The following is an 18,810-nucleotide window of genomic DNA, read 5'->3' as shown; positions in this document are numbered from 1 at the left end:
ACTGCAATAAAAAGAAAGTGAGAATAAGTTAATGAATGTAATGAATTATCTTAACGAAAGGTTTCCAACTCTAAAATTAGTCCCAAGCATTTATTATCAATGGGACATTGGTATCCACCTTTCACTGGCAAGGGAAATATATCAATTTACTGAAAATGATGAACTTAATCTAAAGCTATTTCGACTTGTGTATAAGCAAATCTCCACAATTTTTGATGAATTGTTTGAACAAAATGACGACCTATTCCTTGTGACGAATGTGTACAAACACAAAATAAAAGATAAACGGACAAGAAAACTGAAGGTATATCAGAGGTTTTTGAAGAGCAAAATTCATTTAAATCGAATTCAGGTGAAAGTCTTTCCTTACCCATTCGAATCAGATGAAGCAGAAGAATATGAGATGCAACAATTTTCTTTATTGTGCAGACGAGAAGACCTACGTATCAATGAATTACTTAAAGCAGCTAGTAATGAAGATTTTCCATTGAAGCCAAAATTCGGAGGATACTCCATTGATTATCCCGATGTTTTCTTTGTTAATATAACAAAAGACATTATTTTCTTTGTATATGATGATAGAGGGTGTGAAGTTATTGCCCTTGAAGCCAATCGAATACGTTCCCTTTATGAGAAATACTATGATTGGGTAGAAGAAGTTGATAGGGAAAGGATTGAACGAGGGTTAGGCTGAAAAGGACTGTAAAAATTGCAAAGTAATCAAGCATATAGTTTCTCTTTTTGTATTAACGGGGGAGCTTGTGTTAACAATGGGGGTTGCTGCGGCAGCTCTTTTTCTTTTCACTGTTTCAGAAAATATTACTATTTGAAAGCACGTTGGAACCCAATTTATAGTGATAATATTTTATGAATTAGAAAAAAATAGTGTTTAGGAAAGGAGGGATTGCGAATGTCTGTGAAAAAGTGGTTAACAGGATTGGTCATTTTGCTTGCAATGATTATGGTTGTGACAACTCTAGGCTCACTCGGCGTATTTGCCGAATCCGGTGTAGTAACTCAGCCAATGGAGACGGTGAAAGCGATTGAGGTTAAGTTGAACGATGATTACTTTAATCCGAATGTCATCACTATTTTCAATGGAAAAACGACACCGTTGATATTGAAAAACGAAGGTAAGAAAGAACACACCTTCACCGTGGAAAAGCTCGGAATTGACGCCGAAGTCCAGCCAGGAAAAGAAAAAACCATTACCGTGAAACCGAATAATCCCGGTACATATGAACTGATATGTCGGTACCATTTCAGGAAAGGAATGGTTGGAAAAGTAATAGTCAAATAACAAACAGGGCCCATTGGGCCTTGCTTTTTTAATTGGAAACGGTAACTTGCGTATTATTAAAACCCCGACATCTTTATAACAGCTAACATTCTTCCACAAAAGGATGTTCCTTTAAAATGTGAAATGCTCACTTTTTGTTAAAGTAAAGAGGTAGGGTTGTTCAATTTTATTCGTAAATTTCAGTAGGTAAAATAGGAGGCATTTTCGTCTGTGAAAATGCCTATTCACTTAGGAGGACAATCAGGATTTAGGTATATTCGAAGAAGTAATAGGAACTTTCAATTTTTCTTATTCATCTAACGAGTACAAGAATTGAAGATCGAAATAAGTTGCTGCGACAGCTCTTTATTTTATAACTACGGTTAGCTCAATAAAAATAAGGTTTGCCCAATTAATTTAGCTAACCTTCTGCTTTATTTATTTGTTTTTTCTTTAGCTAGATATTCACGGTCAATCGTTTGAGGTCTTTCAAATCAACCGTGCTTAATCATTAAACTTTCAGCATCTCCATCAAATCGAAATGAGAGATGTAAAGTGTTTATTTTTAACCCCAAAAATCAAAAACCACTCAGAGTGGTTTTTTAATCGCGCATTGCTCCTGCCTCTCGGGAAGTCATTGCTCCTTGTCCTTCGCTTACATCTTTTTGAATTTCTTGTTTTACTTTTTGTGCATCAGTTCCGGCAAATTCTGGTTTCATAATAGAACCCAAATTCTCTTTAGTCTGTTGATCCTGTTGCATACAAGTCCTCCTCAATTAATTGTTTTACAATCTTATTATTTACAAAAAAACACTTCGTATATCCCGAGGATTTTAATGTAAAGGGGGCTTTCGTAGAACAATCGGGTTGCAGCAGCAGCCCTCTTTTTATTGAAGTAACGTGGCAGGTTAGCGTAAGAAGGGAACATTTGGATTTTTGTAGAATTTAGAATAAATTCGGTATAGAAATAGCAAAAAAATAACCCTTGAAGGTATTATGACAATTTATTTAATTCAGTTCGTTATATCGGGATCGCGAACGATGAAATTGAAATATGGAAACAGAGTTACAAAAGTACCCTTTCTGAAATGGCTCCCTAAAAAAAACACATACCTCTGAGCCTAATAGTTACATTATTACGTTATCGTTACTGCAAGTTTTCTTAATTCCTTCCGCCTTATGCTATGTTTTTATCGCTAAGAAAAATGTTATCGAAATTAATATGGTTAAACAAACACTGCGGAGCAGGGTTGAAGAAAATTTAACTTCTGTTAATAAACATTAGGAATCAATAAATTAAGAGAAAAGGGAAAAAGTCTAAATTCAACAAAGTATGGTGGTTACAGGCTGTCTCGACAGCCTTTTTCTTCTTCAACCATGTAAGAACGATATTCCCTTACATTTTCTGTGGTGAGCCCTGCTTCATGGTTGGCTAAAGGGAATTTAAGAAGAATTTAGTTGACTTGACATCGTTGGGAGTTTTATAATTCTTTTTTATGTTATGAAAATTCTTTTAAATGGGAGAGGTGCTTTTATGAATAAGATTGGATTAATTGGTGATTTCGACGCAAATGTTGTCGCCCATAACGCGATAACAGAAGCGATAAAACTAGCTTCGAATTACCTTGATTGTCAAATTGAAATGGAGTGGATCCCAACTTCTTCACTTGAAAACGATTTCGAACAAAAACTGGCAGAGTTTCAAGCACTTTGGACAGTTCCTGCCAGTCCTTATAAGAGTATGCAAGGTGCCTTAAATGGGATCCGATTTGCACGAGAGCAAAAGGTACCCTTTTTAGGAACATGTGGTGGGTTTCAGCATATGATCATTGAATTTGGCAGGAATGTGTTGGGGCTTTCAGAAGCAGAGCATGCGGAGGAGAATCCAACTTCCTCCTTATTACTAGTTGCACCTCTCACTTGCTCGGTCAGTGAAAAAACGCATACTTTTACACTGACAAAAGGTTCAAAAGTGGCGGAGATCTATGGTGATGTTGAGATAGTTGAACAGTATGGAATTTGTAATTATGGTTTAAATCATGAGTTTGCTCCTTTGCTAGAGAAAGCAGGTATGCGAATTGCAGGGGTTGATACAGATGGCGAAACTCGCATTATGGAACTCATAAATCATCCTTTCTTTATTGGAACGCTTTTTCAGCCAGAACGTTCAGCATTAAAAAAGAAGGTTCATCCGTTAATTAGGGCATTTATTCAAAAAGCAGCCATTCAATCAAGGGGTTAAAGAAAATGACGCTTGAAGAATCAAGAAGAATTGGCGAAGCCCTATTAAGGTGAGGAAGAATAAGCCCTTCAGTGGTACATCTGAAAGGCTTATTTCTAGATATAAATCGACTTAAACTTGAATATTTGAAGGGGGGCATTGTTGGTTAAATTAAATTTTTAGTGAGGAGCTTTTGTTTGCAGTAGCTTAATCCCAAAGCCGATAAAGACCATTCCTGTAATTTTGACTCACACTTTGTTCGTTGCGTTTGGTGTTTTCTGGAATCCCTTTGCCTTATTTTATATATTTAATTAAAGCTACTAATGCGATAATCACAGAAAAAAGAATGACCACGAAAGTCATGCCTTGAAGAACTAAAGAGAGAACTTCATTTTTCATTTACTAAACCCCCTTTTAAATTGAATAGGGAGAATAAGCACTTTTACAATATTTATAAATTCAGCCAAGCCGCCGATATATTGAACCAAGTCTTGCGGAATTCGGCGAAGCAATGAAGAAATCCGAATTCGATTTTTAAACAAACGGTACGGGCGGGGGCGACCCCGTTTTTTTTGTCGTAGACTAGTTGACTGAATACATACAACTTGTTACTATTTAGGAAAATATTTCATAAGGAGGAATTGGTCGTGAAGAAATTGTTGGTCGTTGGACTTGGACTTGTTGTCGTTGGAACGCTTGCTTTCTTTGGGGGTTTGGGCGAAGCTAATGCGGACGCACCAAAAGGGGGAACCCACACCCAAGCTGACGTTGTGGGAACTAATGCGAAAAGTGGGAAGCCTATTTTTTCCAAAGAATCATATCAAGTTGACGAAAACAAAATCGGATATTCAAGTCTTGAAAATTTCGTCAATCGAACATATGACGATTGGCAACCAAATTCGGAATATCGTTCCATTTATGCGAACCAAGATTCCGCCGATTTACAATTGTCGCTTGCTTCATTACATTGTATAAACTTTTTCAAAAATGATATTGCCAAAAGGGGATTGACGAAACAATTCGCAGAACTTCAAAACGCCGCATATTCGATCGTGAACGAAAACGCTGGCGGGGACAATGCGAAGATTGCGGAAGCAACCCAAAAATTCGGAAAAACATTGCGGGAAATTTATTTGAATATGTAACAACGAAAGTAGGCGGGAAATGCCGTCTTTTTTTATTTGTCGGAATGTCTTTCAGTCAACGTGAAAGGATATCGACCAACTGACTTCATTTCCATTTGGAATATGGAATTTGAATCCTTTTCGGAACAGAAATAGGGGAAATTCGTTATTACCATAAAGCTATCCCTAAATAAAAATCTTGGCGAGGTTTTTCTAAAATGCTCTGCCGGTTTGAAATCTATGGTAAACGGAAATTAGATATAATTTCCAAAAAGAACAGGTAGATTGAACATGCTATGACAGTTTGAAATGACCTAGTACACATTCAAAATAACGGTCTGTTTAATTGTGTGCCATCTCATGTTATAATGAGAAACTTAGGATAATTACGACTTTTGCTCATAATTAAACGGATGCAAAGAAAAGCCTCCGCCTAGCAATAAAATATGGAGGTGTAAGAGAATGAATAAACGATGGACAATCGGTAAAATTAAAGAATTTGTTGAGAACAATTCGGAAAGTAAGTTGCTAACGACGGAATACCACGGTTTTTCTCAAAAGTTACTATTTAAATGTGCATGTGGTAGCAATTTTGAGAAAACATTTACGAAATTTAAAAATAATAACCAACGTAAATGTGACGTGTGCCAACCGCCAAAAGCGTCCCGCTAAACGTATATCGAATAAACGAAGTGCCGATTTCAATTAAATAGAAGTTGGCGCTATTTTTATTTTATAGGAGTAATATGATGGATGATGAGTTAGTGAATGAAATTATCTAAAATAGAAAGGCAACTTAATTAAATTGAACAAACTATTTCAAAATAAAAATAAAGTAGTATATTCAATCACAAAAGTACTTGGCGCGATACCTAAATAATGGTATCGCTTTTTTTCCTTATTGGAGTAAAGGACAGAAGAAAAAAGGTTTATAAATTTGGGTATTTTAGGTATAATTAGTGTAATATTACACTCGGTGGTGAAGGGTATGAGCAATAAAGGGATTGCAGAATGGTTTTTTTCTTTTGGGTTGGCTGTACTTGGGTTTTTCTTTAGCCTTATCTTTCAAGATATGGCATATTGGGGCGGGGTCCAAAAAGGGGTAGCTAACACATTGGTATACTATTGGATTGGAGCAGTTTTATCCTACGTTTTCTCCATCCTTTCCGTCATTCTTATGTGTATCAAAAATAAAAGGGAAATAGGAGAACCAATTAATTACACTTTGATGTTCGTAAGTATCCTTCTGATAATCGCCACCATTCTTTGGACTACCTTTATAATCATTGCTGGGCAATCGGGATTTTAAAAGAAGTAGCACAAACCTATTTTTTTGAACTAACTTATAAAAAGGATAAGCAAAAGTGTAATAAAAGAATGGGGCTTTTTAAACGGGGCTTATCTTTAATAAGATTTAAGTAAATGATCTTCAACAATCAGGCGGAATCAATGAATAAAGATTGCGTTTTTTTATGATATAAGAATTTATATATTGACCATTTTTAATACGAATTGTATTGGGTGTTTTAAGATGATAAACTGGCTGTGGATAATAAATTGTTAAAAGGAGATTTTTGATGATTATAAATAAAATTGGAAAAGTTACAATCTATGTAAAAGACCAGGAAGATGCAAAGGATTTTTGGTTAAATAAAGTCGGCTTTGTTTTAAAATTTGAACAGCCAATGGGGCCAGACTTCTCTTGGATAGAAGTTGGACCAAGTGAAGATGAATTTACTACATTAGTTCTTTATTCTAGGGAAGCTATGGAGCAGCATGATCCATCAAAAATTGCCCATCCATCCATTCTTTTCAGCACCTCTGATATAGAATCAGCTTATGAGAAATTGAAACAAAATGGTGTAGAAGTAGGTGAAATGTTAAGAATGCCATTTGGAAACATGTTCTCGTTTAAAGACCAAGATGGAAATGACTATATATTAAGAGAAGACAAATAAGGTGTTTGAATATCTTTAAAAAAGCAGGGCGATTATAACTTTTTGTTGAATCGCTCTGCTTTTTTAACCTTTTTTGTATACTTATTCTTTATAAAAAAATAATACTCCAAGAAAATAGCAAAGTGATAATACTTTTTATTTCGCTATTAACGGAAGATACTCAATCTCTTTCTCTTGCTCTCTGTGTATCTCTAATATTCTTTTGAACCGTTATGGCTGCAAATAAACTAAGAACAAATGCCATACCATAAAACCCCTTTTCGCTTAAAACAATACTTCCTGCATTATATAAACCGATGACCATTAATGAAATAGATATAATAAGTGCAAACCAACTAATACCATAATAAATATTAGTTACTGGTATTCCCTCATCTTTATCTCTTACTGCTTTTTGTAATGATACCGCTGAATAGAGTCCGAATACTAAAACTGCAAAGTAATATCCTTTTTCGTTCAGTTGCATCGTTGCGTTATATAAGCCTATGAGATAAGCCGTAACACCTACTAATAGTGCTGCCCAAGAAGCCCCTTTGAAAGCTGGAGTCGGTTCTCCCTCTTTCCTTTCTACTCTTATTTTTGAATCATTTTGTTTTCCATTATCTAATAAAACCTCATTATCATTAGACATTGAATGTTTCTCCTCCATCTTTTTATCTAATATCAATGTAGCACCGCAGATGCACTGTAGTGCTCCTCCCTAAATCTATTATATAGAAAATTCTTACAAATAATAGAAAATTTTTCTCGATTTCAATTTTATTATATATACTTTTTCCTGTACATTACCTCAAAAGGGAACGGCTTATGCTTAGCTTAAGCAATTCCCTTTTCTTGTAGTACTGACGGATCAGAATACTTTAATAAGAATCAATATAACAAATTGGTATTTATGGTAAAATATAGTTGGAATTAAAATTATTTTAACTGACAGGTTAGTGGAATAGGAAAAAGGGGGATTTTTCAAATGAAGCATTTCATAAAATTAAATATGGTCAGCATCTTATATGCTCTTATGATACTTGTTCCAATCGAACTTATGGCTAATGTTTATAGGATTAGTAGACTAACGGGTTGGAATATTGGTACTGTAAGTAGATTAAGTAGTGTAACTATTGTTGTTGTATCTATATTTGGTACAATCCTGCTCTTTTACCTAACAAAAAAGTGGTTGAAAAGTCGAAAAGCCAACTTTTGGACAGTTATCCTTTGGATTCCATATTTTGTTCTTTTTTCATATATAATCGCCTCTCAATTCCCGACAACATATGGAGGGGACGCTCCTAATCCTGTTACAGGTCTTCTTGCGATAGGAGCATTGATTATCTTTCCAATTTATATATTAATCATCAATTTTATAGGATATGAAAATGATGATAAAGCTATGACAACGGGTTAATAAAGCAGTTTGTGAAAAAGCGTACTTAAAGTAAATGGGGTCCTTTTGTTAAAGAATTAGGGTCCTTGCAAACAATTTCAAAAAATGCTATTCTAAAAATGAATTATTTTTGTTCGGTGTAAAGGATAGTATTAGTAAAAACTTTTCGTCTTGATGATCACTGAGAGCAAGGATAGTAATACATTGTGTGTTCTAACACACTAGGAGGAAACAAACATGGAAAAAGGTAAAGTAAAATGGTTTAATGGCGAAAAAGGTTTCGGATTCATCGAACGTGAAGGTGGAGAAGACGTATTCGTTCATTTCTCAGCTATCCAAGGCGAAGGGTTCAAAACTTTAGATGAAGGTCAAGAAGTGACTTTTGATGTTGAGCAAGGTCAACGTGGAGCACAAGCAGCTAACGTTCGTAAGGCTTAATTATATCGCCAAATATGGACAGACTCTTTTTTAGAGTCTGTTTTTTTTTTCTTAATAAAATAAAAAACCCCACTCACTAATGAGTAGGGAACATGAAAACAGTAAATCAAATGGTAAAGACATTGTAACATATAATTTGTAGGATTCCTAATTTCCATCATCTAAACTGAAAGTATCTGCTAAATATAGAACGAAAAAGTGATAAATGTGAAGATATCAACTTAAATGAACGGGTGCAAGAGTTGAATAATGGGTTGGCTGCGGCGATCCCATTTTTTATAGGAGTATGTTTTCTAGTAATAGCACCACATATTTTCGACATAATATCGAAAAGTAAGATATAAATTTACCTTTGTCAAAGATAATATAGATAATAAAATACCAATGCTTATTAAATAATTGAGTGCGATTCTTCAATAACGAAGGTCGCTTTTTTCTTCTTCTAGTAACGGTCCAGTATATTTTAAGATGAATAAAATCTTTCAAGGAGGAGTAATCCTTATTCGTATGGAATTAATAGGTACAAACGTTATTTTGCTATTTACGTTAAAAGGGAGGAAGTTTCTATGATAATTGAAACAGGTATATCTCTAGAAGGAAATACAATTTCACTTATTCCTCTCGACATGAAGTATAAGGAATTATTATTTGAAGCTTTAAAAAGCCCTGACGTATGGAAATATACCTGGCGGGAAGTTAACACAGCGGAGGATTTAGAACAAATATTAATGATAGCTGTTAACAATAAAAAGGAAGGTAAACAAATCCCTTTTATTGTTAAGGATAATCTGACAGGTCAAATAATAGGGACAACTAGAATTGGCGATATTGATAAAGTAAATCGTAATGTGGAAATAGGTTGGACTTGGCTTTCACCAGAAGTTTGGAAAACAAAGGTAAACACCGAATGTAAATTTTTATTACTTAAGTATTGTTTTGAAGAATTAAAGGTCATTCGTGTTCAATTTTCAGTTAGTGGACAAAACTTACGTTCTCAAAAAGCAGTTGAACGGATAGGGGCAACAAAAGAGGGAACGTTTCGTAAACATAGGGTAAAGGCAGATGGTAGCATTCACGACAATATATTTTACAGTATTATTGATAGTGAATGGGAGTCAGTAAAACAAAGATTGATATATTTATTAGCGAAAAAATACTGATTGTCTTACCTGTTCTTTTTTAAATAATTCTATTGGGAAGATGTTTAATTGTTTAACTATTAACAGATTGTGAAGGGTGTACTTAAACGGGTGTTTTGCTTCAATATGGGGGATAAGGCATTTTTTTTATTCAAGTAACGGGAGTTTAGTTGAACAATCGTCATTAGCTTTTTTCAACAATCGGGCCAGATTGTGGAATACGGGAAGAATATTTTTATTTAAAAGAAGGAAACATCATTTTTAATAGAATGTAAGTATTTTAATTAGAGGAGGTTGATCTTGTTGGAGAGAAGAGCTTTACTGGTATCTTCATTACCAGAGTATGAAGAAGAGATTGGCCGATGGCTATGGTGTCTAGAGGATGTTCGACGTACTCTTATAACTGAATTAACTGGAATCAGCCAAAGCTTAATAGACCGAAAATTAGGCGAAAGACAATCAATTGGGACACTTTTGTATCACATAGCATTGATCGAGGCAGATTGGTTATATGTAGAAGTACTTGGAACCGATTGGGATCCTGAAATTAGTGCATTATTTCCTTTAGAACATCGAACTGACGGTAATTTAACTCACTTCGAGGGAGAAAGTATAGAGGAACATTTTTACCGCCTTAATAAGGTACGTGAAGTATTACTTTCCCACTTTCGTTCAATGGACTTAACCGATTGGCGTAAACCGAGAGTACTTGAACATTATGACGTCACACCTGAGTGGGTTGTTTACCATTTGATTGAACATGAATCGCATCATAGAGGTCAAATTTTTCAAATGCTTCGGGAATTACTTAATGATAAGTGTTAAAGAGAGGGAATTATAATCCATCTTGAATTAACGGAATGGCTTTAGTTAATTATTAAATCAATAAATGATGATTAAGAAACGTTTGCTTATTATTCCACATTAATAGATAAATCAAGTGGTGGTGTAGTTATTTCATTAAAGGGCGTGAGTGTGGAAGAACCATTAGATTTAATACGACTTTATTGTCACTTTTCAAGAATATATGCTATATTTTAGACTCTACATAGTTTTATAAAATTGAGGTGTATAAAATGAATAAAACAGAATTAGTGAAAGCTGTATCAACACAAGCTGAACTGAAACAGCAAGATGCTGCAAATGCCGTGGATGCGATATTTGAAACGATTTCTAAAACACTGGCTAAAAAAGAGAAAATTCAATTAATTGGATTTGGTACGTTTGAAGTACGTGAACGTTCAGCTAGAAAAGGGCGTAATCCACAAACAGGTGAAGAAATAGATATTGCTGCTTCTAAAGTTCCAGCCTTTAAACCAGGAAAGGAATTAAAAGAAGCCGTTAAATAAAAATATTAATAATGTAAAATACTCTGGTTTGGGATTGAATCCAGAGTATTTTTTAATACGGCTGTTCCGACAGCCTTTTTCTTTTTTCACTAAACCAGCTAATAGGAGCTTCTTGTTATTCCATTAAAGGGCGCAACTCCAGAGTATGAGTCTGCGCTTTTTTTGCATAAAAAGGCCATTTTCTTGAGCAACACCTTAGATATCTACGTTAAAGTTTAGGAGAGATTGTGAAAATTTGTACTTAAAGTAACGGGCAGTATACTTCAATAAGAAACCGTTATAAATACGGTGAAGGAAAAATACTCATTCTTGTCGAAAGAAAGGGGAGAGTTTTTTAATAATCGGAAGAAGTGGTAAAAATGGAACAGATTTACTTGTTAAAAGATAAAGGAATCCGTGTTATTGAGCTAAACAACAAAAGGAATGACCTTATCAAACGTTGGGGAGAATCATTTGTCAAGGACATTCCAAAAAACCAAAAAAGACATATTTTTTATGGACGTTTCATGTGGCATCTTTTTAGTTCTAATGTACTTTCCTGTAAAAAAAAGCAAAGTGCCAGGAAGGCATTTAATCGAATAATGAAAGATGAATGCTGCATTTTTTACCAAGAATTTACAAATGCATTATTGCTTGAAAATGCCAGCGGTTTAACTTCAGAGGACATAATTAATGAATATGAAGGATATATGTGTGATGTCTATGTGGTTGATAAAGATTTTACTTGGACATATATTGTGACTCACGAAGAAGATTATGGACCATATTTTTATGAAACGGTGGTAGACCCTATCTTCTTTAAGTAACGGGGGCTTGAGCAGAAGACGGAGTTGCGGCAGCAGCCCTTTTTTTGTTATTCAACTAAAGGGCAGTTTACTTCTACAACTAGCAAGAAGTTTTTTAATCTTTGTTGAATAGTTCTTTTTGGACTAAAGACGCAGTTTAGTTGATTTACACACTTGTAGAATTATGCGAACCAAGGATGTGATTGTATGTTTCAAGATGGATTTCCAAACTATTTGAGAGATGAAGTGACTAAAGCAGTTGGACTAATTCCTAATAAGACTTATAATAATGTCACTATTGGTGTGTCGGAGGATAATATTCTATATTTTCAAGATGATAACGTGATTCGGTTTCCTTATCGTATCTACTACAATGATATTTCAGATGAAGTTATAGACAATTTAAGTGTACGACAAGAAATGATTTTGCATTGCATTTATTCAAGAAGTAATGACGGGTTTGTTCGCCAAAAGCATTGTTATTCGTTGCTTCAGATGGATTATGAAGATTGGGCTATTCCATATATCGTTAAAATATGTGATGAATATGTAGTAGAAATATTAGAAATGACTTATGATATTTTAAAAGAACAGGATACAGAACGGATTAAGAGATTTTGTCTTGAAAATATTGCTACGTTTTGCAAAAGCTATAATAGAATGATTAGCTATTGGAATGAATATTACAGATGTAGATACAAAAATTTCCATCATTATATTGGCAGGAAGTTATTTAGAGAGTGTTTTGGTTATTCTAAATCAATGGAAGAGAGGAAAAAAGTGTAATAAATCCATATGGGTAGTTCGCTTATTTCTCATATTATGATATAGTATCTTCATTTTATCCTTCTAAAAACATATCGAAGAGTTTGTGAAACAATACACTTAAACGAACGGGTGCGTTGATCCAAGAAGGATTAACGCCTTTAAGTGTTGAACTTATTGTCTATTGGGAGTTTATTTAAAACAAAAAAAATTGCATTGGGAGAAATTCTTTGAAGGAAAGAGGGTGTAGATGATTTGCCTGATATACTTACGAATTTAATCCAAGATAAAAAATTGGATAGTTATCCGTTTTTTAAAGAGTTTTGCCTCTTCAAAGAAAAGGGACTTAGGAAAGATGCCTTTAAATCGCTAAACCTTTTTATCGAAGAGGTGAAGGGATGGCAAGCTAAACAGAAAAAGGAATTCGCTCATTGGCTTTTTAAATGGTTCGAGGAATCAGAAGATATACATTATTTACTAGTACATCCACTTGAGGAAAACATATTAAAACCGATTCTTGAAGATTGGATGATTGAAGATCCAAAAGACCCACAGCCATTTAGATGGTATGGCTTATTCTTAAAATCCGAAAACCATTTGAAGCACCTTGAAACCGCACTAAGGGTTGGTGGGAAGAGTGAACAAAGAGTATTGATGGAAATTATTAACTATTATCTTTATTCCCTTGAATTTTCATTTCATCACATTTCTGAAGATGCCTACATTGGTGATATTTCCGAGGATCAGGACTTCGTTTTGAAAATCGAAAACCTCTCTACAGAAATCACCAATGTTGAAAGTAAAAAGGATGTAAGTGAAAGTGTAATTTATTACAAAAATCTCTTAAGTGACTGGATTGCTTTTAGTAGCAAGGGTAAAAAAGGGTTCCTTAAATGGTGTTCTGATAATGGTAAAGAATATGAATGGACTAACTCGTATTATTATGAATAGTTTGTGAAGAAATGTACTTAATCTAACGGGTGCTTGTGCGGCCGAGCTTAGGTCGTATTATATAGCGGGTGGGATTCCCGTCGAGTAAGAACTAGCCATTCGCTCGTAGCGAGTCTTGGAGGACTAAAGGTAACTTTAGTCTTTAAGCGTAGACAGTTAGGTGGCGGGCCGAAAGCCAAATGGTTGAAGGGATTGAGCTCCATAATGTTAGTAAACCGAGAGGGCTGATGCTTTAAGCACTGCAGAAAGCTACATTTTATCTTTCGTTAAAGGCAAGAAGGATAAAACCTCTCTGGAGTCAGTGACCTTGGCACGTTATACATTGATATGATACGGCAACTCGGGAGACCCTACCGGTCTTTTCTATTTTTTTTTAGAAGAGTATGGTCTACAAGTGATAAAAAGCGAGGAAACCAAATGCCGTGTAGGGAGTCGGATAGCAGCGTAGTACCAATGAAGTTGGGTAATGCCGATGGAGGAAAGGCTAGCTACCAGTTATCACCCTTACTAGGGACACATTTACTACACACAGAGGTATGCGGATGATTTTGTTTGTTGTTTTCAATATAAAAGTGAAGCTGAGCAATTCTTCCATTCATTAAAGTTAAGATTAAAGAAATTTAACCTAGAAATAGCTGAGGATAAGACCAAAATCATTCCCTTTGGGAGGTTTGCGGAGAGAAATGCAAATCTACAGGGGAGAAATAAACCTGCAACCTTTGATTTCCTTGGTTTCACGCACTATTGTGGGAAGAGCAAACAAGGAAACTTCCGTGTGAAACGGAAATCAAGCAGGAAGAAAGTCCAAGGCAAACTAAAAGAAACGAAAGAATGGCTGAAGAATAATCGAAATAAAGATATTCATATGATTATGGATCGATTTAAACGTTCACTGATAGGTTATTACAACTATTATTGCGTCACTGATAATACCCAAAATGTAAACAACTTCAAAGACAAAATCGAAAGGTTACTGTTTAAATGGCTTAATCGAAGAAGTCAAAGGAAATCCTTTACATGGGATAAATTCAGACTATTTCTTAATAAATATCCACTTCCATCGCCAAGAATTAAAGTGAATATATATGATTTAAGAAAAGAGATTACTAACATTCTGTAAATGATAACTAGGAGGAGCCGTGTGCATTAATAGTGCAAGCACGGTTCTGTGAGGGGGGTGGAGTACAATTTACCGCAAGGTAAAAAGGCTCCCTTCTACTCGACTAGTTTAAGATCACCAGCTGCTTCGGCGGCTTTTTTTCTTATTCCACTCCCTCAGTTTAATACGATTTACTCCCGAATACTCGCTTATTCGCAGGATTTCATAACCATTGAATACAGGAATAACAATTAAATGGAATCAGGTCAGATCATAAAGTCTTCGTGAAGGCATAGTTAAATAGAGGAGTAAAGTGCAACTCCACAATTTACCATATAATGTACATGCTCCACGCCGCCCCTGGAGGCTTTCCCTCCCATGTCTCAACGGGTCATTTGCCCTATCATTCCTTCGTCATGCCTATCCAAGGGGTGGAGGCCAGTTTTGCTAACCTGATGGGTCCGTGCCCTTTTGTGGAATAAATCTGGTACTCCGTACATATTTGAAATCCTGCGAATAAGCCAACATTCGGTCAATATAAGTGTGTAAATTATTTTTTCAAGGGGACAAATAATCTTCAATTCTGTAAGTTATTAGGCTGCCATCGGTAATAATGGTTTGAGCTTAACAGGACAATAGGATTCATTTCGTCTAGATATACCTACAAAAATCCGTGCCAACTTGCCAATTAACTTCATAATTGATTTCATTTTCTTCATTTTTTTTACTTTGACATTTTGAGAATGTAATGCTTGAAATTCTGGGTAATTCATCACAAGGCTCATTGTCGCTAAGTAGAGGAATCGCCTTAGTCTGAAACGTCCACGCTTGGAAATGACAATTTGGCCTTTCCACTTCCCTGAACTAGCTTCAGCTAAGTGCAACCCTGCATGGCGTAGAAGAGAATTACCCTGAGAAAAACGACTTAAGTCTCCTGCCTCACCTAATATGCCAGCTAAAGAAATTTCACTAATTCCTTTAATAGTAAGGAGTTTCCTAGCGAAAGGAATTTTATTTAATACTTCGGTAACTTGTTGTTCAACTCTTTCGAGTTGTGTTACGCCCAAATCATATTCCTCTAATAACTGCTCTAAATGGAATTTATAAGCATCAAGCGCTTGTCTATTACCAATAGATTTCTTAGCTAATTGAAGGAGTAATAGGGCCTTTTTTATTCAAGGCTGCCTCTTCATGATTGACTTCCAACTTGTAATAACATCGTAAGGCTGCATAGTTTCTAATTCCACTGGGGTTGGGAATAATCGGAGGGTTGCGATTGCCCCTTTACCTTTAATATCTTTGAATACCTGTCGTAGTTCTGGAAAAACAATATCTACCCAACGATTTAATTGATTGATAGAACTAACAAGGCGTTTAACTACTACATCACGGTTAGACATAAGAACCCTTAGTTTTTCAAATGATTCTGATGTATATCTAACCTCGGAGTAGTAACCGTTCTTCACCATATCAGCTATAACTAATGCATCTTTTTTATCACTTTTTGATTGAGTATTATCACGATTTTCTTTATTCTTTTTTACTAAATGAGGGTTTACCGTTACCACCTCGATGTTTTGTTTAGAAAGCCATTTTGAAAGATTGATCCAGTAGTGTCCAGTTGGTTCCATCCCAACAATAGCTTCATCTAGGTTGTTTAATCTTTGAAGATTTTTAATCTATTTTAGTAAACTAGCAAATCCTTCTTCATTATTTTTGAATGTAAGTGGATCTCCGACTACAATTCCACGGAAATTTACGGCTCTTGCCACGTGAAATTGTTGAGCAATATCCACGCCAACAACAAGATGTTTAACAGAAATTTTTTCTATTAGTTGATTTTGTTTGTTTTGCATTTTAAACTTCATTTTAGGGGTTACTCCTTAAGGTTTTGAGTTAGATTGGTCTCTATACTCATATCTTACTGAGGAGCTCTATTTTTTTCAAAGTTGAAAATTAACGATCTACAGGAATGCTAAAGTGGCAGGTTAGCTTTAGAAGGATTTAAAAATTGGACCTAGAATAAATAAGTTTAAAAAGTTTATTTAGGGGTTGAGACATATAAATTTATTCGTGTATTGTACTGATTTTAAATTACTTCCAACACTGGATTCCCTTAAAAAGGTTATGTGGGATGGAGCAAAAAGTATTTCCCACTCGTTTGATTTGAAAAGATTTGATAACCTTATGCTGTCTTGGGATAAATGGATCGACGATAATAGATGGAGTAGTAATCTAAGGAAATCATTTGAACATATAAATTTTGAAATAATTGATGAGAATATAGTTTTAATTGATATTGAAGATGATGCACTTTTTGTAGATAAACGTGCCTTCTATTGTGGAGCGATATTTATCAGTGATAATACGAATGGGAAAATTAGTGAAGATAAATTGGTATGGATCACTCCGCAAGAATTTACCGAAAAAGTATCTAACTTTGTTAACTGCTCCTTTAAGGAGGCAGTCGAGTTGAGCTATAAAGAAGCAAAAACTTATTCAGCTAAACGGGGCAAGAGTTGAAGATCGAAATGAGTTGCTGCGGCAGCTCCATTTTCTTTAACTAAACGGACAGTTTTCTTGAAGAAGGAAACCCTAATTTAGATATAATTAATTTACAATTTTATAAGATAGGGGGATTTAGATTGGGGAGAGTAAAAGCATTTTTAAAGAAGGATTCTGACATTTTAAGAAATGCAATTTTATTACCTTTTGCTTTAATTTTTGGTATCAGTAAACTGATTTATGACCACCGAGTAATCGCCATAATTATAGGTTTGGTTTGTGTTTTTGGTTCAATATTCGGTTTCCTAGAAATAATAAAAGAATTTAAACGGATAAATAGTGTGAACGTGGAAACAACAAAAGTTGAAGATGATGTTAAAGGAGAAAGATTAAATAAATTTAATTTAATTGTAATTGTAATCAGTTTATTATGTACTTGGATATTTGGACTGTATTCTTTATTTTATAAAAATGACGAATTAATGGTGGTAATGATACCATTATTTAGCTATTTAATTTTACGAGATTTCTTTAAAAAAAGAGAATAAACATAATGGGCTATGATGATTCGTTCTTTAACTATAGGGTGCTTTTGTTTAATAAGTTTCTTTTTATTGAAAGGGGAATTAACATAAAATTTTTATTATTTAAGGAACAAACGCTAACTAAGATAATTAATTAACTCATTGCCTAAACGAAATGGGGAACAAATAAAACGAAGTGATGATATTGTTTCTGCGATTTTTTATCCGAAAGATGATTTTGTTGTAACTTCTGCACAAGTTATAAAAGGGATTCAAAAACTCGGAAGTTCAGATACAAAAATAGCTATTGCATACAATTTTTCAGAAGAAGCACAAACCGTTCTAAAAGAGAATGGGTTCAATATTATCCAGTATTCCTCTTTTCCGTGGACTGATGAACAATGGAAAAATAGGAATTCTTAAAAATAAACCCTTCTTCAATTAACGGGTGCTTTAATAAAAGTTGGGAGCTAATTTATGAAAATTAAAGTGAAAGATGACGACAAGTTAATAATTAATGACTTTGAATTTTATGGTCACATTGACCAAAAACAAAGCTGTTCTGATTGCAAATTTAATTTAATATACTATGAAGATTTTGATGCTTATTTTTGTCCTCAATGTAATAACTGGACTGAATCCAAATGCAGTGATCCTGATTGTACATACTGTCCTAATCGCCCTGAAAAACCTTTACCACACAATTAATGTTCTTTCACTAACGGGGCTAGAGCTGATTAACAAGAGTTATCAGCTTTTTCTTCTTGAACTAAAGTGGCAGTTTACTTCTATAACAAGCAGGAAGTTTTTTACTTTGTTGAATAGTTCTTTTTGGACTAAAGACGCAGTTTAGTTGAATTACACACTTGTAATCTATTACGAAGTACTGATAATTTATATCTTTTATGAAGGGAGTGTAACATGAAAGATTACTTTAATGGAAACATAAAAAATCCCAAAGAGTTATTTATTGAGTTATGGTTTTTTGCACTGATTTTATTTTGCATTGCAATATTTTTCCTTTTGACTGCATTATTCTATGATAATTGCGAGTTCAGTGCGAGAGTTTTGCTTATAATATTTTCAGTTTTAACGTTTGTTTTCTCAATTGGTTATCCAATTATCACAATTCATGTTGTAAAGAATAGAGAAAAATATCCACGTTTAGCGATGCTTCTTGTTAAGCCTAATCGATTCAACGATTAATGATTTTAACAGAATAGACGTCCTAAAAATGCTATATGAAGATGAGTTGATTCACAATCTTCTTATATTACGAAATAGTATCTCATTTA

At 34.4% G+C, this 18,810-nt stretch carries 23 protein-coding genes and 2 pseudogenes; 22 read left to right on the top strand and 3 right to left on the bottom strand.

Annotated features, from left to right (window positions below; genetic code table 11):
• Positions 1–31: 31 nt before the first annotated feature.
• The gene (locus BN1082_RS23365) at positions 32–694 is read left to right on the top strand and encodes a DUF3885 domain-containing protein (protein ID WP_090638995.1); all 663 of its coding nucleotides are present in this window, start codon (positions 32–34) and stop codon (positions 692–694) included.
• A gap of 216 nt (positions 695–910) precedes the next feature.
• A complete protein-coding gene (locus BN1082_RS23360; protein WP_090638992.1) occupies positions 911–1,300 on the top strand; it encodes a cupredoxin domain-containing protein in 390 nt (129 codons plus the stop codon).
• Between the two features lie 581 nt (positions 1,301–1,881).
• Here BN1082_RS23360 and BN1082_RS27850 read toward each other — a convergent pair.
• Entirely contained in the window at positions 1,882–2,040 is a 159-nt protein-coding gene (locus BN1082_RS27850; protein ID WP_176699914.1) for a hypothetical protein, read from the bottom strand.
• A 773-nt stretch (positions 2,041–2,813) separates the two neighbouring features.
• Here BN1082_RS27850 and BN1082_RS23355 point away from each other — a divergent pair.
• The 5 genes from BN1082_RS23355 (at position 2,814) to BN1082_RS23335 (ending at position 6,582) form a co-directional block, all read left to right on the top strand.
• The gene (locus BN1082_RS23355) at positions 2,814–3,521 is read left to right on the top strand and encodes a CTP synthase C-terminal region-related (seleno)protein (RefSeq protein WP_090638990.1); all 708 of its coding nucleotides are present in this window, start codon (positions 2,814–2,816) and stop codon (positions 3,519–3,521) included.
• A gap of 626 nt (positions 3,522–4,147) precedes the next feature.
• Entirely contained in the window at positions 4,148–4,645 is a 498-nt protein-coding gene (locus BN1082_RS23350; protein ID WP_090638988.1) for a hypothetical protein, read from the top strand.
• 441 nt (positions 4,646–5,086) lie between these two features.
• Positions 5,087–5,296, top strand: coding sequence for a hypothetical protein (locus BN1082_RS23345; RefSeq protein WP_028395991.1), 210 nt, complete (start codon positions 5,087–5,089; stop codon positions 5,294–5,296).
• A 316-nt stretch (positions 5,297–5,612) separates the two neighbouring features.
• Positions 5,613–5,933, top strand: coding sequence for a hypothetical protein (locus BN1082_RS23340; protein ID WP_090638985.1), 321 nt, complete (start codon positions 5,613–5,615; stop codon positions 5,931–5,933).
• Between the two features lie 268 nt (positions 5,934–6,201).
• Positions 6,202–6,582: a VOC family protein gene (locus BN1082_RS23335; RefSeq protein WP_245640528.1), complete on the top strand. Its 381-nt coding sequence runs from the start codon at positions 6,202–6,204 to the stop codon at positions 6,580–6,582.
• A 160-nt stretch (positions 6,583–6,742) separates the two neighbouring features.
• Here the strand turns inward: BN1082_RS23335 and yiaA are convergent, their stop codons facing one another.
• Positions 6,743–7,213 carry an inner membrane protein YiaA gene (gene yiaA / locus BN1082_RS23330; RefSeq protein WP_090638983.1) on the bottom strand — a complete coding sequence of 157 codons (471 nt, stop codon included), beginning with the start codon at positions 7,211–7,213 and terminating at the stop codon, positions 6,743–6,745.
• Between the two features lie 336 nt (positions 7,214–7,549).
• On the opposite strand from yiaA, the gene BN1082_RS23325 reads away from it, so the two are divergent.
• From BN1082_RS23325 to BN1082_RS28400, 10 genes and pseudogenes are all read left to right on the top strand, one after another.
• Positions 7,550–7,981 carry a hypothetical protein gene (locus tag BN1082_RS23325; protein WP_090638981.1) on the top strand — a complete coding sequence of 144 codons (432 nt, stop codon included), beginning with the start codon at positions 7,550–7,552 and terminating at the stop codon, positions 7,979–7,981.
• A 216-nt stretch (positions 7,982–8,197) separates the two neighbouring features.
• On the top strand, positions 8,198–8,398 hold the full coding sequence (locus tag BN1082_RS23320; protein WP_090638977.1) for a cold-shock protein: 201 nt from the start codon (positions 8,198–8,200) through the stop codon (positions 8,396–8,398).
• 566 nt (positions 8,399–8,964) lie between these two features.
• Positions 8,965–9,558, top strand: a complete 594-nt coding sequence (locus BN1082_RS23315; protein ID WP_090638975.1) for a GNAT family N-acetyltransferase — start codon at positions 8,965–8,967, stop codon at positions 9,556–9,558.
• A gap of 282 nt (positions 9,559–9,840) precedes the next feature.
• Positions 9,841–10,362, top strand: a complete 522-nt coding sequence (locus BN1082_RS23310) for a DinB family protein (protein WP_090638973.1) — start codon at positions 9,841–9,843, stop codon at positions 10,360–10,362.
• A gap of 251 nt (positions 10,363–10,613) precedes the next feature.
• Positions 10,614–10,886 carry an HU family DNA-binding protein gene (locus BN1082_RS23305; protein ID WP_090638970.1) on the top strand — a complete coding sequence of 91 codons (273 nt, stop codon included), beginning with the start codon at positions 10,614–10,616 and terminating at the stop codon, positions 10,884–10,886.
• Between the two features lie 359 nt (positions 10,887–11,245).
• Entirely contained in the window at positions 11,246–11,692 is a 447-nt protein-coding gene (locus BN1082_RS23300; protein WP_090638968.1) for a DUF4275 family protein, read from the top strand.
• Positions 11,693–11,878: 186 nt separating this feature from the next.
• Entirely contained in the window at positions 11,879–12,457 is a 579-nt protein-coding gene (locus tag BN1082_RS23295) for a hypothetical protein (RefSeq protein ID WP_090638966.1), read from the top strand.
• A gap of 234 nt (positions 12,458–12,691) precedes the next feature.
• The gene (locus BN1082_RS23290) at positions 12,692–13,387 is read left to right on the top strand and encodes a hypothetical protein (protein WP_090638963.1); all 696 of its coding nucleotides are present in this window, start codon (positions 12,692–12,694) and stop codon (positions 13,385–13,387) included.
• 517 nt (positions 13,388–13,904) lie between these two features.
• Positions 13,905–14,114 (top strand): annotated as a pseudogene (locus BN1082_RS28405) (group II intron reverse transcriptase/maturase); the annotation flags it as partial.
• 48 nt (positions 14,115–14,162) lie between these two features.
• Complete coding sequence (locus tag BN1082_RS28400; protein WP_245640523.1) at positions 14,163–14,507, top strand: group II intron maturase-specific domain-containing protein; 345 nt, start codon at positions 14,163–14,165, stop codon at positions 14,505–14,507.
• Positions 14,508–15,079: 572 nt separating this feature from the next.
• Here BN1082_RS28400 and BN1082_RS23280 read toward each other — a convergent pair.
• Positions 15,080–16,354, bottom strand: a pseudogene (locus BN1082_RS23280) (IS110 family RNA-guided transposase).
• A 298-nt stretch (positions 16,355–16,652) separates the two neighbouring features.
• On the opposite strand from BN1082_RS23280, the gene BN1082_RS23275 reads away from it, so the two are divergent.
• From BN1082_RS23275 to BN1082_RS23255, 5 genes are all read left to right on the top strand, one after another.
• Entirely contained in the window at positions 16,653–17,009 is a 357-nt protein-coding gene (locus BN1082_RS23275; protein WP_176699913.1) for a hypothetical protein, read from the top strand.
• Between the two features lie 122 nt (positions 17,010–17,131).
• Positions 17,132–17,539: a hypothetical protein gene (locus BN1082_RS23270; RefSeq protein ID WP_090638959.1), complete on the top strand. Its 408-nt coding sequence runs from the start codon at positions 17,132–17,134 to the stop codon at positions 17,537–17,539.
• A 138-nt stretch (positions 17,540–17,677) separates the two neighbouring features.
• A complete protein-coding gene (locus BN1082_RS23265; RefSeq protein WP_090638956.1) occupies positions 17,678–17,938 on the top strand; it encodes a hypothetical protein in 261 nt (86 codons plus the stop codon).
• Positions 17,939–17,992: 54 nt separating this feature from the next.
• Complete coding sequence (locus tag BN1082_RS23260) at positions 17,993–18,223, top strand: hypothetical protein (RefSeq protein ID WP_090638954.1); 231 nt, start codon at positions 17,993–17,995, stop codon at positions 18,221–18,223.
• A gap of 213 nt (positions 18,224–18,436) precedes the next feature.
• On the top strand, positions 18,437–18,721 hold the full coding sequence (locus tag BN1082_RS23255; RefSeq protein WP_090638952.1) for a hypothetical protein: 285 nt from the start codon (positions 18,437–18,439) through the stop codon (positions 18,719–18,721).
• Positions 18,722–18,810 lie beyond the last annotated feature (89 nt).

Source organism: Neobacillus massiliamazoniensis (genome assembly GCF_001048695.1).
Taxonomy (GTDB): Bacteria; Bacillota; Bacilli; order Bacillales; family Cytobacillaceae; genus Neobacillus; species Neobacillus massiliamazoniensis.
The sequence above is the reverse complement of the archived record's forward strand: the minus strand, read 5'-3'. Positions and strand labels throughout refer to the sequence as shown.